This is a genomic window from Halomonas cerina (assembly GCF_014192215.1).
Classification (GTDB): domain Bacteria; phylum Pseudomonadota; class Gammaproteobacteria; order Pseudomonadales; family Halomonadaceae; genus Halomonas; species Halomonas cerina.
The window spans coordinates 1-15459 of the sequence record NZ_JACHXP010000028.1; the positions used below are offsets into that span (position 1 = coordinate 1).

The 15459-nt window shown below is 60.8% G+C and carries 12 protein-coding genes and 1 pseudogene; 3 read left to right on the top strand and 10 right to left on the bottom strand.

Translation table 11 applies throughout. The annotated features are described in order from the left end of the window. The coding region (locus tag FHR94_RS18230) for a hypothetical protein (RefSeq protein WP_183327979.1) at window positions 1–224 on the bottom strand (224 nt) is incomplete at its 3' end. Window positions 225–709: 485 nt separating this feature from the next. Here FHR94_RS18230 and FHR94_RS18235 point away from each other — a divergent pair. Continuing rightward, window positions 710–925: pseudogene (locus tag FHR94_RS18235) on the top strand (transposase); the annotation flags it as partial. Here FHR94_RS18235 and FHR94_RS18240 read toward each other — a convergent pair. The 9 genes from FHR94_RS18240 to FHR94_RS18280 all read right to left on the bottom strand — a co-directional run bounded on the left by FHR94_RS18240 (window position 916) and on the right by FHR94_RS18280 (window position 12666). Continuing rightward, window positions 916–1998 (bottom strand): S41 family peptidase, encoded by a 1083-nt coding sequence (locus FHR94_RS18240; protein WP_183327981.1) that lies wholly within the window; start codon window positions 1996–1998, stop codon window positions 916–918. The pseudogene FHR94_RS18235 and the gene FHR94_RS18240 sit on opposite strands and share 10 nt — an antisense overlap. 58 nt (window positions 1999–2056) lie before the next feature. Beyond that, window positions 2057–2611, bottom strand: a complete 555-nt coding sequence (locus FHR94_RS18245; protein ID WP_221188539.1) for a hypothetical protein — start codon at window positions 2609–2611, stop codon at window positions 2057–2059. Continuing rightward, window positions 2608–3252, bottom strand: coding sequence for a glycine zipper domain-containing protein (locus FHR94_RS18250; RefSeq protein WP_183327983.1), 645 nt, complete (start codon window positions 3250–3252; stop codon window positions 2608–2610). Before FHR94_RS18250 ends, FHR94_RS18245 begins: the two co-directional genes overlap by 4 nt. A 45-nt stretch (window positions 3253–3297) precedes the next feature. Continuing rightward, complete coding sequence (locus tag FHR94_RS18255; RefSeq protein WP_221188540.1) at window positions 3298–4965, bottom strand: SUMF1/EgtB/PvdO family nonheme iron enzyme; 1668 nt, start codon at window positions 4963–4965, stop codon at window positions 3298–3300. Further along, complete coding sequence (locus tag FHR94_RS18260) at window positions 4955–6793, bottom strand: ABC transporter permease (protein WP_183327985.1); 1839 nt, start codon at window positions 6791–6793, stop codon at window positions 4955–4957. The genes FHR94_RS18255 and FHR94_RS18260 overlap by 11 nt, the downstream gene beginning before the upstream one ends. Beyond that, window positions 6790–7527, bottom strand: a complete 738-nt coding sequence (locus FHR94_RS18265) for an ABC transporter ATP-binding protein (protein ID WP_183327987.1) — start codon at window positions 7525–7527, stop codon at window positions 6790–6792. The genes FHR94_RS18260 and FHR94_RS18265 overlap by 4 nt, the downstream gene beginning before the upstream one ends. Window positions 7528–7533: 6 nt before the next feature. Continuing rightward, the gene (locus FHR94_RS18270) at window positions 7534–9612 is read right to left on the bottom strand and encodes a vWA domain-containing protein (protein ID WP_221188541.1); all 2079 of its coding nucleotides are present in this window, start codon (window positions 9610–9612) and stop codon (window positions 7534–7536) included. Window positions 9613–10202: 590 nt separating this feature from the next. Beyond that, window positions 10203–11576 (bottom strand): hypothetical protein, encoded by a 1374-nt coding sequence (locus FHR94_RS18275; RefSeq protein ID WP_183327991.1) that lies wholly within the window; start codon window positions 11574–11576, stop codon window positions 10203–10205. Between the two features lie 67 nt (window positions 11577–11643). Next, window positions 11644–12666 carry a FlgO family outer membrane protein gene (locus FHR94_RS18280; protein WP_183327993.1) on the bottom strand — a complete coding sequence of 341 codons (1023 nt, stop codon included), beginning with the start codon at window positions 12664–12666 and terminating at the stop codon, window positions 11644–11646. Window positions 12667–12804: 138 nt separating this feature from the next. On the opposite strand from FHR94_RS18280, the gene FHR94_RS18285 reads away from it, so the two are divergent. Further along, on the top strand, window positions 12805–14241 hold the full coding sequence (locus tag FHR94_RS18285; RefSeq protein WP_183327995.1) for a DUF6844 domain-containing protein: 1437 nt from the start codon (window positions 12805–12807) through the stop codon (window positions 14239–14241). 128 nt (window positions 14242–14369) lie between these two features. Beyond that, entirely contained in the window at window positions 14370–15326 is a 957-nt protein-coding gene (locus FHR94_RS18290) for a hypothetical protein (protein WP_183327997.1), read from the top strand. Window positions 15327–15459 lie beyond the last annotated feature (133 nt).

Consider the following 15459-nt stretch of genomic DNA (forward strand, 5'->3'; position numbering starts at 1 on the left):
GACAGCGACGGCTCCGGCACCACCACCCTGCCCTCGCGTCCGTGGTGCCACTCCAGCATCAGGAGCTCGCCGTTGATGGAGTGCACCACCCCTTCGTCCTGCACCATCTGATCGAACACCTCGGCCTCGATCCGGGGCTTCTTCGGCAGACCCATCATCTTCATGACTGAGCGGACGTAGCGGCGGGTGAAGCTGGGATAGTGGCGATAGGTGGCCTGGGGCATGCGCGGCTCGTGGTGGTGGGAGGGATGGCGTCAGGGTACATCAGCAGACGATGATGGGCACCCGCGCAGCCGCCGGCGAAGCCGGGGGCGGCATACAGGCATGCACCCGGCATGCTGGAGCCACGTTGGCGGCGCGTCAGCGCGGCCACTTCCACCACAGCAGTGCCGTGGCCGCAGGCGTGGTCGGCTGGCCAGGGGTTGGGCGAGCCGCCACGCCGAGGCCGCAAGCGGGCGACATGGCCCAAGTCGCGACGAGCACGGAACCAGCGATGTGCCGGCCGGGCCAAGCCAGGCGGGGGGGGTGGGCGCGGCGTGTCTCAGGGCGGCGCGAGCGGCGAAGGATGGCACGGCAGCAGCATGGCGTCAGCCGTGCGGGACGGGGTTGGCCTGGCGGCGAAGCCGCGTGGCTTTGGCCAGACCATTCGTGAGCGACTCCGCCTCCCTGTTCCTGGTGGCCACCGCGAGAGGCTAGGCGGTGGCGTCCCTACGTCAACACCGTGCTGGGCAACGTCAAGAACGCCATTACCGGCACTTACCATGCCATCCGTGGCCACCATGTGCGCGCTACCTGACCGAGTTCGAGTACCGCTTCAATCGGCGCTATGACCTCAACAGCCATGATCCCGCGCTTGCTGACGGTGGCGGCGAGAACACCGCCGATGCCTTATCGGCTCCTGAAGCTGGCTGTGCCTTATGCGTAATCAGGTCTCCTTATGCTGTTCTGTCGGCCGGCTGCCACGTCATCCGCCACGTGACGGCGACGATCGGGCGGGACGCTGGCCCCTTCCCCCTCGAAGGCCGGAGCGGAAGGCAGGGGGCGATCCGGTTCCAGCGGGTGGCCGTCGCAAGTGCTGCCATCAGGTAGCAACACCCGCTTTTCCGTGAAGCGCAACACCGCCCCATCCGGCAGCGGCACATCGGTCTGGATGCTGCACTTGCCGAGGCTCGGGCTTCCCCTGAGCTCAGCCCGACCGTGATAGCGAAGAATCGCCGCCAGTATCTCGGCCGCACTGGCGGTATCCGGTCCGATCCAGATCGACAGAGGCGTGACCGTGTCCCCTGAGCGACGATTCGTGAACCGCTCACGCCCCCCGGAGCGATCCGCGAAGGCCACCAGCTCCCGGCCCGACTCGAGAAACAGACCTGCCACATCCAGCGCCTCGAAGACATCACCGCCACCACTGAAGCGTAGATCCAGCACCAGCGGCCACTCCGCCCTCTGCGCCCGATAGGCCGCCAGCCGCGCCGCCACCGCCGGCCGGGTCAATCCGGCCCGGAAGCGTCGGATGCGCAACAGCTGCCGGTCGTGCTCAACGTGAGATTCGACATCCAACGGTTGAAAGTCGGATCGGAACAGGCGAACTCGGCGCTCCTTTCCAACCGGATCGGAAAGCGTCAGATCGACCGCGCTGCCCCGTGTCCCCCTCAGCCGCTCGGCAACCTCGGCCGGCGGGGTTCCCACCACCTCGACGCCATCGACCTCGCGCAACCGGCTGCCGCCGATGATGCCTGCACGGTCGGCGGGACCATCCTGATACGGCCACAGCTCGAGGTGCGCGCCTGTCGACTTGAGCTCGGCCCCGATACCGCTGGGCAGCGCCTCGAGCCCCGGCGTCTGGTACGCATCCGCTGCGAACAGCCGGGCATACGGATCGATCCGACGCAACGTCTCCTCGATCGGCCCGACGGCCAGGCGCTCCCGGGCGTCGGGTGGCGGCGGCATCAGGGCACGCGCCTCGAGAATCCCGATGATCTGCTCCACGTCGGTCGCCATGGCAGTTGCCGGCAACAACAGCAGGAGCGACGCCACCAGGTTCCACCGCAAAGCACGATCAGCGCGCAAGATCGAGGGTCAGCGACATGAGCAGGTCGTACTCCTCGCGCAACGCCTCACGCTGGGCGAGCAGCTCGCGGCGGCGACGATCGAGCTCGGTGTCACTCACCCCGCTGCCCTCCAGCGCATCCAGGGCATTCTGCTGGCGGTCCATGCCGGCCTGCAGAGACTCGAGGCGTTCGCGCAGCCCCGCCACACGGGAATCCTGTACGCCCTGCTCGGCCGAAAGCCGATTAAGCTCGGCTCGCAGCTGGCTCGTATCCCCCTGCAGGTCGGCCAGGCGTCGCGTCTCCACCGCCAGCTGCCGTTCGGCGCCGGCACGCGAATGATCCAGCGACTGGCGCTCCTCGGCCAGCTCGCTCTGCGTGTCACGCAGCGCCGCCAGGCGATCCTCGCGTTCTCGGACTCGCTGGTCATAAGTACCGCTGGAAAGACCTTGAACGCCACCGAACAGGCCCCCTTCACGCGGGTCGCCGGTGCTGGCACACCCGCCCAGCAGCAGCACGAGCGTCCCGAACGTCAGCGTATAGCCGGGCTTCATATGCTTTCTCATACGGACAGTCTCCCGTCGATGCTTGCCAGCTGGGCACTGTCGTCACGCAACTGGTTCAGGTTGCGCTGCAGCTCCGCCACCTCCTTCGTCAGCTGTGCCAGGTAGCGATCGTTGTACGGTCGGTCGCCCCTCTCTTCGGCCAGGATACGCTGTTGAACCTCAAGCTCGCGGGCCAACGATTTCTCCAGCGCCTCGCTCTTCTCGAGCCGCTGGGCGATGGCGTTACGCTCGCCCTGCAGTTCGGCTCGTGCCATCTCGCCGGAAGCCACCCGCCTCTGCATCCGGCCAGCCTCCGCCTGCAGACGGGCAATCTCGGCGCGCACTTGCTGATTGTAGGCGACGGTGGTCTGGTTGAATTCCTGGATGCGGGCGATCTCACCATCGAGGAAGTCCTCGGTGCTGGCATAGGCCTGCTTGCGCTTGGCGACCTCGTTGCCTATCGCATAGCCGGCCCCCGCGCCCAGCGCCGCGCCAACGGCGGCACCGCGTTCTTCGCCGATGGCGTAACCGAGCAGACTGCCGATGACAGCGCCAGCCGTCGTGCCCTCCGCACGGGTGCGCTCTTGGTCATTCATGCCGGCGCAGCCGAAGGTCATCAGGTTCGCGGCGAGCAGCGGAATCATCAGGTGGTGTCGTTTCATGTCAGTTCCCTCGTGGTGGATATCATGGTGTGGGGCCGAGCCGCTTCATCCATCTTCAAAGCCGACGAAACGCGTGGAGTACTCCTCCAGCCACTTGTCGGGCTCGCTGCGCCGCAGCTCGTGGTAGCGCTGCACATGGAGATCAAGCAATTCGAGTACGGCACCCTCACGGGCGGTCATCCGCCGTGCGGCAAGCGTCTCGAAGGCATCGGCGACATGATCGGGATGGGTATCACCAAGCTCGGCCAGCTTGTCCTCATACGCCGACAGCTGCTCGTCTATAGAACGCTTCTGGGCATCGATCAGCGCCTCCACCTCAAGCAGTCGCGACTCGTAACGAGTGGAGTGCTCGACCAGTTTGAGGGCATTGTCACGTGCCGACTCCAGAGCAGGCAGCTTGGAGACGAGAACACTGAGGTTGGCGCCGTTGCGGGTGGCATCCTGCACCAGGCTGCGCGCCCGGGCCTTCTCGGCCTGGGTCAGTTGCAGCCGTGCCTGTTCGGATTGCGCTTTCAGGGTGCTCAACGGATCGCTGAGCCCAGGATTGTCGGCGATCAGCGCGTCCAGAAGCGCATCCATGTCATCGAGCTGCCCCGACGCCTGGGCCACGAGATTGTCGAGGCTGCGCCCCACCGGCGTGGCCTGGCGAACCGTCTCGCGGTAGGCTTCGTACTCCCGTTCGATTCTCGCCTGCTGCTCGCTGCCAAGGATGACGTTACTGCCGATCGCCAGCCTTGCCCCGGTGTTGAAGGAGCGGCGCTGACGCATCTGCCCGCTGTCCGGGTCCCAGGCATATTCATCGAACTCGGCTCGCAGGGCGCTACGCATCTCGGCCTCGGGCGTGGAGACGCTGCCACCGCGCACGCTGACGCCCCCCGGCTTGCCCTGACCGAACTCCGGGCGGAAGCGACTGGCCGTCATTTCCTGGGCATTGCCCAGCATGTCGTACAGCCTCAGGTGATTGCCCACCCGCAGGCCCACCGGGCGTAGGGCATGCCTGGCGTTGCCGAGATGCCAGGCATGTTCGCTCAGGCGCGTGGCATCGAAGGGCAGCCGGTCATTGAAAGTACCGGCCTCCAGGGCGGGGATGCCCCCGCGGGCCGCGAAGGCCCACTCATCCTCGGTAGGCAGGCGCAGAAAGCCCGGCACCCCCTCGATACGCGGCAGGTTCTCCCGGCGCTCGGGATGCTCCGGGTCGAAGAGCCAATGATTGTATCGCTCGACGAAGCGCTGGATATCGGCGTGGCTCACGTAGGTCAGTGGCCTGGCCAGCCACTCGAGTCGCTCCCGAGGGTTCAGCTCCGGCAAGGTGGTGATCTCGGGGTCGGCACTGGCGTCCATCAGGCCCTGCAGGTTCATCACGGCGGCAAACTGGGCGACCGTCAGCTCGTACTTGCCGATCATCAGGTACCACTGGCCCTCGTCATTGACGAAGCTCCCGGCGATCTGCTGGCGCTGCAGCCCCTCGAATACGCCGCCGGTGGCATCACCCAACTGGATCACTCGCGACGGGTCGCCCCAGAACCCCCGTCCGGGCACCGGCACCTTGCGAAACACCATCATGGCGTTATCCGGCATCGGCAGCACGATGTCATCCTCGGCCGGCTGTGGATCGAAGAGTCGCTCGGCGGGAGAGGCGCCCCAGCTCGCCGGTACCACCACGAGCAAGAGCAGCAGGATAAGCGGACCGATGAAGCGTGGTTCAGTGATCACGAATGGCCTCCGCAGGATCGATGCTGGTCGCTCGCCATGCTGCAATCAGGGACGCCATTCCGGCCAGCAGCAGCGTTGCCGCCACGGCGAGCAGCACTTGGGGGGCGGAAAGGGTGCAGAACCGTTCGCCCGGCAACAGCGCATCGGCAAAACTCCGGTTGATCGCCGTCGCGAGACCCAGATAGGCCGCCAAGGACGCCCCCAGCCCCATGCTGGCGATCAACACCCCCTGAACGACCGGGAAGAAGAACACGTGGCGACGCGCCAATCCCAGCAGCCTGAGGACGCCGAGATCGCGGCGCAGACGCTCCACGGCTGCGTAGAGGCTGGCGATGAGAACCGCGGTGCCTCCGCTGATGCCCAGCAGGGCAATCAGCCGGAACAGCCGCTCCAGCCCCGCATCGAGTACCTGGATGCGCAGAATGGCCTCGGCTTCCGCGATGACCTCGATGCCCTGCGCCTCCAGCGCCTGCACCAGGTCGGGCACCGAATCGATCGAGTCGGCATACAGACGGAAGCCGCGATATCCGCCCCGCGCCATCTCCAGCGCCTGTCCATCCGCCGACAGGGTCAGTGGCCGCTCCATCCCCGTACGCAACGCCGCGAGCAGCTCCAGAGAGACCACGGGCAGCTCGCCGGTCGCCTTGCCGGCCGGCTCGAGCACCAGCACCAGCGGCACGGCCCCCTCCAGCGTCACCTCAAGGTCACCTGGCGGCGTCGCCGATGCCGGCGCAAGGAAGGCCCGAAGTCGCTCCCCCGTGGGGGCCTCGCCGGTGGCCGCTCCCCAGGGCACGGGCTCGAGGCCCAGGAAGTCGGCCTCCTTTTCCGACAACGAACGCCCCAGCAGCGTCAGTGGCTGACCGTCGGCACCCTTCAGCGCCAGTTCAGACACGAAGGGCAGCAATACCCGCTGGCGCCCGCGCAGTTTCTGATCGAGCGCACGCAGTTGCGACGGCCTGAGCGTCGCTCCCGGCGTGGACAGGCGATACGCGGTTAGCTCGGCCGGCAGCGCGCGGCCGATCATCGCTTCGACTCGGGTCGCCGAGGCGTCGGTCAGATGCACAATGCCGGTGTTGATCACCAGTCCTGTCCGCTCGACCGGCGACAGCGAACGCTCGAGAAAGAGCAGTGCCCCGTCATAGCTCAGGTGCGGCTCGGGCGTGCTGCCTGGCCAGCCGCGTTCCGGTGCGGCAAAGCCTTCCTTGTAGGCCTCGACATCGAGCACATAGTCCAGCGGGGCGTAAAGTCGCGCCAGCTGTCCCGCCCGGGCGCCCAGCACGGACACGACCTCGAGTTCCTCTTCGACCACCTCGCTGACACCACCACGGGCGCGTGTCACGCGTACCGAAAGCGCTTGTCCCTGGGTGACATTCAATTGGCGGGCGGCATCGGAGGACAGGACCACCTCACCGTCGCCGGGAATCCTGCCACCATTTTCGAGGAGCAGCGGATCACCCGGTCCGGTGGGGACGAGATCATGAACCACCGCCTTCTTGCCTGCGTCCGGCAGCACCTGCAATACCGAGGAGAGCGGAAGGATCGTGGGCGTGAGAAACTCCACCCCCGGGCGACGGGCCAGGGCATCAAACCACTCCGGGGCATACTCGCGGGTCTGGGCCGGCCGGATCTCCCGGAATACCGGGTCCTCGACCAGTCGTTCGCGAAGCGTCTCGATGGTGCCTTGCTTGAGCCCCATCAGCACCAGAAGCGGGGCGATGACGGCCGCCAACGCGATCACCAGGCACAGAGTCAGAATCCAGTCACTGCGCAACTGGGCCGCTGCCAGGCGGGGCACCAGCATCGCCAGGTTGCTCACGTGCCGGGTCATGAAGCCGCCTTCCACCTTTCCAGCGGCCTGCAGACTGAAACAGTCAATTCGTCGCTGATGGCCGACACCGCAAAGCCGTAGCCCCGAGCCACCAGCGGCTCTACCAGGGGACGGTCGTGCGTCACCACGACCACCGCGGTGCCCTGTTGCCGGGCGAGCATGGCGAGCCGTTCCATGATCTGCGCCCCACGTGCCTTGTCGACGGCGGCCGTCGGCTCGTCGGCGAGGACCAGTGCCGGGCCATGAGCCACCGCCCGGGCAATGGCCACCCGTTGCCGCTGGCCGATGGAGAGCGCCGCGGGCATCCGGTCCAGGCAGTTGTCGATGCCCAGCTGAGAGGCGAGCTCGCTCACCGCCACCGGCTCACGGCCGCTAACGCGCGCGGAGAGCTCGATATTGCGGCGAACATCCAGAAAAGGCAGCAGTCCCCCCGTCTGAAGCACGTACCCCATGTGAGCGCGACGCAGATGTGCCAGCGCGTCCTCGTGCCCGCCCGCCCAGAGGGCCGCCGCGTCGACACTGTGTCCGGTATTCGGCTCCGTGAACCGGAACACCTGGCTCGAGGTGGGCCTCAGCACCAGGGCCAGTAGATCCAGCAGGGTGCTCTTGCCGCAGCCGCTTTCACCGACCACGGCGATCATTTCACCCGGATGGATTTCCAGCGACGGCACCTGCAGCTCGAAGGCACTGTCACCCTGGGCCCGATGCTTGCGTACATCCTCGAGTCGAAACATGGGCCATCACGGCAGGTAGTCGATGTGCAGCGGATAGACGTGGGCACTTTTCCGGTCTCCCTCGTTCAGGGCGAACCAGGCATCGACCTGTTCGTTGATGGCACGATACTGCTCAAGCTTGGCCAGCACGCTGTATTCCAGATCGGCCCGCTGTTGAGCGGTCATGCTGGAGAACATCTCGTCGTTGAGTGCCAGGATATCGCTGCGGTAGGGAAGCGACTGCACGAAGGCCGGAAGCAGACCGGTTTCGGCAAGCGTGGCCCCCTGGCCGATCTCGTCCGGGCTTTTCATCGTCTGACCGGCAACGCCCTGGAGGGCATCGAAAAACTCGCCCTGGGTGATTTCCGCCCGCATCAGTCCCTGAACCACGATTTCCAGCGACTGCGCCAGCGTGTTCAGCTGTTCACGGTTGACCAGAACACGAACCTCCAGGGCGCGATCCGCCGGATTCACCAGGTCCCGATCCATGGCCCAGGCGACCACGTCCTTGGGCGGCCTTGCCTGTTTGCCCACATACTCCACCAGTGCGGCATTCCAGAGCGCCGAGACCGACTCGAGGGTGTCATCGGGCGTCTCCGGGGCCGCGGCCTTGTCGGCGGACCCGGTGGTCTCGCCGACGGTCTCGACCAGCAGTTGGCGAATATCGTCGGTCACACCGTCTACCAGCACCTGATAGGCCTCCTGATCGAAGGCATCCACCGGCTCGATGGCCGCCCCTTTTGCGCCCCGGATGCGCGCCAGTGCCTGGAACTGCTCGTCGGCAACGGGGTGGTCGGCCGCGGCGCGGGGGTCCTGTAGATGAATGGCCAGCAGATGTACCTGGGCATCATCCAACTCGCGACGCAGGTCCTGTGCCGACTTGCCGGTCACGCTCTGCAGGTGCCCGGGCGCGTGCGCACTGGCATCACCGATCAGGATCATGAAGCGCAGTGCCTCCTCCCGCCAGGCTGAATGCAGTGCCTCATCCACCCCAGCGTAGACTTCCTCGGGATAGTCCAGGCTGCCCACTTCGGTAGCCTGCGCGGAATCCTCGAGGAGCGTCACCATGGTCTGCCCATCGACCAGCTCCTCGGTATGATTGCGCGACACATATTCGAGCTCCGTAATGACTTCGGTGCTGTCCCGATAGGTCACCAGCCCGAAGCGGAAGCGGGCCTCGGTGTCCTCATCGAAGCTGCGGGTCAGCGACGCCACGGCATCGCGAGTCATGTCAATGAAAGGCTGCATGCTGCGGGTAGTATCGATCACGAACACCAGGTCGACCTTGAGCGCCTCCCGGCCAACACCACCGGCCTGACGCCCTACCAGCGACTGCTCCGCGTATTCGGGGTTCTCCAGGGTATCGGCGCCGCGCGCGTTGGGCACCGCAGCCGCCAACTGCAGCAGGCGCACGTCATCGCCCTGGATACGGGTCTGCTCCCAGTCAAGGATCGGCAGCATGTAGAACTGGTCGGTGATGTCCACGAAGCGCTTCGGCTCCATGCTGACCAGCGAATCCGGCACGTCGCCTGCCTCGAGGCGCTCATAAAGCGAACGCGCCTTCTGTGCCCGTTCAGGGTCATCCACCAGCGCATCCAGGTCCGACAGACCGCGGAACATCAGCACCGGGTTGCGCCCCTCGATTTCGTCGCCGGGGTGCGTGTAGGACACCAGCAAGGCCTGGCGCCACTCGAACACGTCCTCGGCACGCATCCAACCTTCGGGGGATTCCGCGCCGCTACCGACTCGGTACCAGCCCTGTGGCGAGTCCGGCTGTGCCGGGTCCACGTCACTGCGTTCGAAGACATAAAGCGGGCGAAAAGCCGGGACATTGCCCTGCACGATGGCATCTGCCTCCGCCTGTGCCTCGCCGTAGAGGTGGGAAAACGGTCTCGGCAGTACACGCAGTTCCAGACCCGTCGCCTTCTCGATGCAGGGACCCTCTACCTGGCAGTCGATACCATCATCGGTGGAGCGCGCCTCGGGCTCCGCTCCCGCCTGCCCCTGCGCGCCCTCCAGGTCCCAGAGTGAGCTGGTTCCCTCCTCATGGCCGGCCGCGCCCTCGAGTTCCGACAACTCGGCATGAGCCGGCAGGGAAAAAATCAAGGCACAAAGCCCGGCACACGCCAAGCTTCGCGGGACAGGAGATCGTGTCAGTATCGGCATCGCTGAAGATCCTCGTGTTGAAGATGCAAATACTGCCTGTCCCATCCTTGGCGCCACGCAGCGTTTGCTTTGAAAGTTAAAAAACCTTTAAAAACATATTTCTATTCGCAGAAACCAGTGTAAGCATCAAGCCTGAAAGCCATTGAGGTGTGGAAGGTTTCCATTTCACCCCTTGGGCATAGCCCATTCGAGCAAATTTGTCAGGAACCGTAGAATGCACAACTCGGATGTCGCACCCACGGCTTCATTGCCTTTGCCTCAAGGAGCAGGTGGACAAACCGGGAGATGGCGTTTCCCTTGGCCGCTGGAGCGAACCGCCCTGCATAGTCGGCTTCCGGCGCCGGATCGGGGAACTCGGCGGTCCTGCCTGAAAGAGCACCTTGGCGTACCTGCAACGGCCCACACACCATGGTTGCCAGCAGCATGCCGAGTCGGAATGGCGTGGCCGGGCACCGAAAACGGTTCCAGCCTTCATTCGACATTTCCCGAATAGCTTAGCCGCCATCGGCAGATGGGGTATCCGTCCCCATTCATTCTGATCTCTCCCCGTTGGCCCGGTCCTCGCCAGTCCGCACCTTCAGGAACACCCGCAGCCGCTCGACCCGCCCGGCGATTGCCTCATCCTGTTCGATTTCGAGACTGTGTTCGAGCAATTCGAGAGCCGTTGCGTAATCTCCCTCGACGATCATCTGCAGACCTTCATCCCGCAGCTGCTCTACGGTGGGCGACGGGCTTTCCTCGAGTTGTTCGTGGCCAGATGAGATAACGCCGCGGTCCGAATCACGATCACCGGCGACGATATCCGCGAATGGAGGTGCGGAAGGACCTTCGGTTGCAACATTTTTGTCATCCTGAGCATCCGAACTGGGCCCGGTATCGCCGACCTCGTCCTCCTCTGCTTTTGCATAACCTTCGAAAGACATGAATCTGTTGCGGCCTTGGCCAGGACCCGCTTCAAATTTGTTTGGCCCTATCGATTTATATTCTGAGCCAAGAATTGTTCTGTACCATTTATTTTTTTTGGTGTCGAAAATACTGAGAGTTATAACGACATTGCCCTGTGAGCTGTGCCTAAACGGACGATGCTCTACATTAACTGGACGATACTCTACCTCCAAACTGGCACGATGAGTCTCGCCAGCCTTGTATCGTGTGTTGTATAAACGTCCGTCTTTTGGCCAACGGATTGTACCGTTGACGACGAAGTGAATTCTTAGCAATTCACCGCTTTTCCAAGATATTTCGTTTGCTTCATCAAGATTTATAGTAAACCTATTACCTGTACCCTCTTGAATTACATGCGCTTTATTAGCGGAACGAATTGACTCCAATTCAGTAAAGGCATTTTCTCTGTATTCGTTGAGAACATTTAATTTCTCACGTATCATATTTATATAAGCGTAGTAACGCTCAGAATCGATCACTACTTCGTTGGAACGCAACTTAGCCCTCGTCTTTTGGTTTCGGCCGAGCCGAGGGTAATTAACTGTCCCGCCGAAAGCTGTGCTACTCACCCGCTCCTCATATTGAAGTTCGGCAGAGAAGGGGTATCGTTCAGTTACGCGAATGGATTTTACTTTGTAAATTTTATGCTTTGGAAGTTGGTGACGTGCAAATTCAAATTCCTCTATTGTATTAGTTTTCGCGAAGAGCTCGGGTACCGGATCTTCGCTAACGGGTACGAGCAGTTGTTCGGTAAGTTTCACCTGTCCTTCGATGCTTACTCGACCAACGCCGCTTCCGTATGGAAAAGCCTTAAATTTCAAATCCGTCACATCAAGATGGGATGGTAGTCTGCCCTCGAGGTAGTCAATGATCGCTTTCCTAGTCGGCTCTGCGTAAGCTGTCGTGCTAACTAATAAAAAAAGAGCTATCTGCAATAACCTAGCGGATAATTTTAACATGACGGATTCCCCAACCCCGTTAAGTTTTTATGTTCTCCGTCGCGATTATGGTCAATGAAACGCACTCCTAATCAGCATCGCTAGCTTGCACTTTGCCAAGATTCACGTCCCCGCAATTTTCCGAGCGGGCTGTGCCGTAAAGTGCATTCGATCCAGCCAGGGTAATCTCGTAGGTATCGTTGTAATCATGATGTTTAGCTGACATATTAAAGGCAACTTCATTACCCTCTCCCGAAGGGCGCAATGTCAAGCTTGCCGATCCGGGACCCGAGGTGGTACTGTAAGCCCTTTCAGTCCCAAGCTTATCCTGCAAATCCCATCCCCTAAAGGAAGAGAGGCGAAAGAATCCCGACACTCCATTGGAAAGAGCGCGATTGGCCAGGAACCAGATCTGTTGTGTATTGCCCTCACACTCCAGCATTCCGTACCATTCCCCCAGAAGCTGATCAAAGCTTTCAAGCGTGCCTGCTGAAAGTGACACACTCGTACCACCAGATGACTGTGCCTGACCCCCACCTCCTCTTTGCGCTCCACTCGGGGTCATAGTGCAGCCACTTGCAGAAGGTCGTTGCATTAGCGTCTCGATCGTCGATGTCTTGGGAATGTTGACAGCGGCTGCGGAAAACACTTGTCCAGTTTCGGTGTTAATCAAGCGGGAGTTCACTCGGAGATCGTCACCAAGGGTTGTTAGGGATCCCACGAGCAAGGTGTCAACACCATGGATCCGCCCCAGCTCCTGTGTGGTGTTGGCATCCACGGCTCCCGACATTGACAGCTCGAGTTCGGCAAAAATGCGGCTCAGCTGCGATCGCTCGATGATCTGAAGATTGCCGTCCGGTATGCTGAACAGGCTGAGTACCAGCTCGTCGACGAGAAAATTGCTCAACTCGCTGCAAGTATCATCGACATGCGGGAATGACGAGATAGCGATGGTTGTCTGGTCAGATGCAGATGAGCTGGATCGCGCCACGATCTGACGTGCAAGAGCATCGATGCCGTCTTCTATTCCTGACTGTGCTAGGGCGGCGCCTGATAGCGACATGGACAGAGCCAGACAGGCGGCCAGGCCTCTTGTCAGTGTATAGTCCATGAAACCTCCAATTTCACATGGTAATTCTACTGTTTTTTACTACGCTAGAAAATATGGCTTGGAGAGAAGGATTGCGCAAGTTCCCCATTGCTTGCTCTATGCATGGGATAGGGAATACACACTTATCCGGAGAGAATAATGGTTATTTTTTTCAACAACTTAAATCATAAGCATGTCTTTTTCTCAGTCTTATTTATTACGCTCACATCAGGTCTATCTCAAGTAGTTTTTGCGCAAGAGAATTCCGTTGACGACAGCCTTAAAGCTGTTACGGAGTCCCAGGATGTGGAAGGGGTAAATGAGCTATCCGATTCTGAAGAGCGCGCGCTCAAGCCGTTGAATGGCGAGTATGGATCCGATGTGGAACAGATCTGGCGCAGTTTTCTTGATGAAAGAGGGCTGCGCGAAGGCGAAAACGATCGGAATGTCTTCATTTCCTCGGGTATTGCAACCGTAGCTATGGAGAAAGGTGCGCCGGGATGGATCGAATCGCGCCGCACTGCTCATGACGTGGCCTTCGCCCGAGCGAAAGCAGAGCTTGTAAGCACCATGGGTCAGAAAATCCAGCAATCGGGTACTGCCCAATTCACGTCAAATGCCAGCTTCGGGCAAGGTCAGATCCAAGAGGTAGAAACGGTGGACCGCACGGCTCGGATCCTTGACAAGGCCGGAGAGCTGACTGAGGCAACGCTGGATGCGGCACTGCGTGAAATCGATCCGGATTATGACGAATCGAAATACGAGGACATGAGCATGCCTGAGCGCCAGGTCGTCCTGGAAAACCTTTATGAACAGAGTACCTATCGTAGCGCGGCACGTGTCATTTCGGGTGCCACGACATTTCGTGTGATCGAGGGGCAGACCTCCGATGGTTCGAATCACGAAGTCCTGGTAGGAATGGTATGGTCGCCGCGGCTGTCTAGCCTGGCCGCCGCGATACAAGATGGCCGCACCTCGATGAAGGTGGACGGTGCGCGAAGCTCAGCCGAGGACATGATTCCAAAAACAGTAGGCGATGCTGTCGCGGCAATGGGAACGCGGGTGTTCATCGACGACAATGGCGACCGGGCTGTAATCTCGTACGCACAGACGGAGCCCGCGCAGGTAAATCCCGATGATCAAGACATGGCTCGCCGTTCGGCACTGTCAGCGGCAGAAGATCTTGCCCTCGGTCAGATAGCAGCGTTCGTTGGCGAGAATGTCGCTTTGAAGAGTTCTGTCTCAGCACGTCAACTAACCCAGGTTTATGCGGATCTGGTTCAGCGTGGCGTGGAGATAGACACCAACCAGGTTCAGACCATTCGTGCTGCGACAGGTCGTGTGGATATCACTGGCGCCAACACAATTTGGCGTCAGGTCATAGAGCATCCGGAGACACAGCAGGATATTGCGGTTGTTGCAGTGGTCTGGTCGCCACGCGGGCAAGCCTCAGGTGAGCGCATGGGCGCCGCAATTGACGCCGCGCGAGCGGCAGGCACTGAGGCCGGCACGCAGGAAGCCCGAAACGAGGAAGATGCGTCAGATAATTCGGCGATGACGTTTGAAAGCCAACCTCTTGATCCGGCCGCTTACTAAAATGGAACGGGCAATGACTAGAACAGGCCATTGCCCGTCTCTGCACAAAAATAAATAGCGTAAGACGAAGTTGATCCAATATTTAAAGCCTTAACCTCTTACGCGATAGTGAGTCATGGGGGCATTTAATGCGCAATGCTAAAACTCTGCCGTCAGCTCGGCATCTCAGATCGTGGGTCAGCATAGTATTTTTTAGCTTTCTTTTATCAGTCAACAGCGTGGCCGATGAAGTGGCAACAGACCTTCCGGACAAGCAAGAAGATGGGCCTGTTCAGGCCGGTACTCCGTCTTGCGATGATAGTGTGAACGTCGAAATGCGGCGCCGAGCCAGTTTCAAGAGTTTGGAGGGTCTAGAGCCGGCACGTCAGGATGCCATTCGCCTCGCTCTCATCGATGCGTTACAGAACGTCGCAGGTGCCGATATCGCCCGCAGTACGCAGTCATCGACCACCTCCACCCGGTCGAGTCTCGAGCGAGAGACACGCGAACATCTGGTTCTGCGCAGCGGCGGACGTGTGGTTGCCTGGGAAATGCTGTCGGAGGATATTTCTGATAGCGCCAGTGAGGGTGGGGTGATCGACGTTGTCATCCGGGCCGAGATTTGTGTCGAAGCTGACGTCGAGCGTCCATTGGTCATCGCTCTTGAAGAACCGGGGAGCGACTTGGGAACGTCAGCAATGCAGCTGCGCTATAAACTTGCTGATGCACTCGGGACCTATGACACGCTGAGTATTGTACATGATTTGCCGATCAATGCTTATCATGACATTAAGATTGTGTTCGATCATTCTGTGGATGTAAAAACAGTCGATAATTCCGCGAAAGCGCGAATACTCCAAGAGTTTGGTGCAACAGACTCATTATCAGACGAGGCTCTGAAGTTCGAGCTGATCACGGCCCGCGCCACAGTGATGGCTGTTCGTTTCTTCGATCAGGAAACCATCTCGGAAACGGTGACACGACGCCTCAGGCGGTCGATAGGTTTACAGAGCGACGATGACGTCAGGGATCTGGTGATGGAGACGTTCATGATTGCAGGCCAAGAGATTGGCGAGCGGCTAGGGGAAGGTGAGTTGGCATATTAAAATCTTTAATTTTAAGAAAATAGGTGTAGGGTCTAGGGTCCCGGATGATCAAATGAGCTACAGGAGTTATTCTCTGCTGGCAGCAAGGGAGCTTCTAACAGCCTATTTCGATAGGTAGTGATGAACGTGAGCT